1 protein-coding gene is annotated in these 401 nt (G+C 62.8%); it reads left to right on the forward strand.

Annotated elements, in window-relative coordinates; genetic code table 11:
- The coding region (gene hpf, locus NE591_RS12935; protein ID WP_371130613.1) for a ribosome hibernation-promoting factor, HPF/YfiA family at positions 1-401 on the forward strand (401 nt) is incomplete at both ends.

Here is a 401-nt window from a genome sequence, read left to right on the forward strand (position 1 = left end):
GCCTTGATCGCGTTACCGACCTTCTCCTCAGCGTACTGACGAAGGGCGTCGGTGACGCGATCAAGGCTGTGGACGCCGACACCGTCTCCACGGAAATTGTTCTTTACACCGAGAAGAACCCGGCCAACCCGCTGCCGGCTATTTGCGAGGTTACCGTCCGCGTCAAGGGCCACATCGTGCGCTTGGAGGAAAGCGAAGAGGACATGTACGCCGCCATCGACGTGGCTGCCGCCAAGGTCGCCCGCCAGCTGCGCAAGTACAAGACCCGCGTGCTGGACAAGAAGGTTCGCGCCACGGAGCGCATCGTCGACTACGCCCACGAGGACGCCCACCCGGAGAGCGAGCTGGATCTCGACCATCTGATGGACGAGCTGTCCGAGGACGAGATCGTCCGCCTCAAG

The sequence above is a fragment of the Adlercreutzia sp. DFI.6.23 genome, assembly GCF_024462535.1.
Lineage (GTDB): Bacteria > Actinomycetota > Coriobacteriia > Coriobacteriales > Eggerthellaceae > Adlercreutzia > Adlercreutzia rubneri.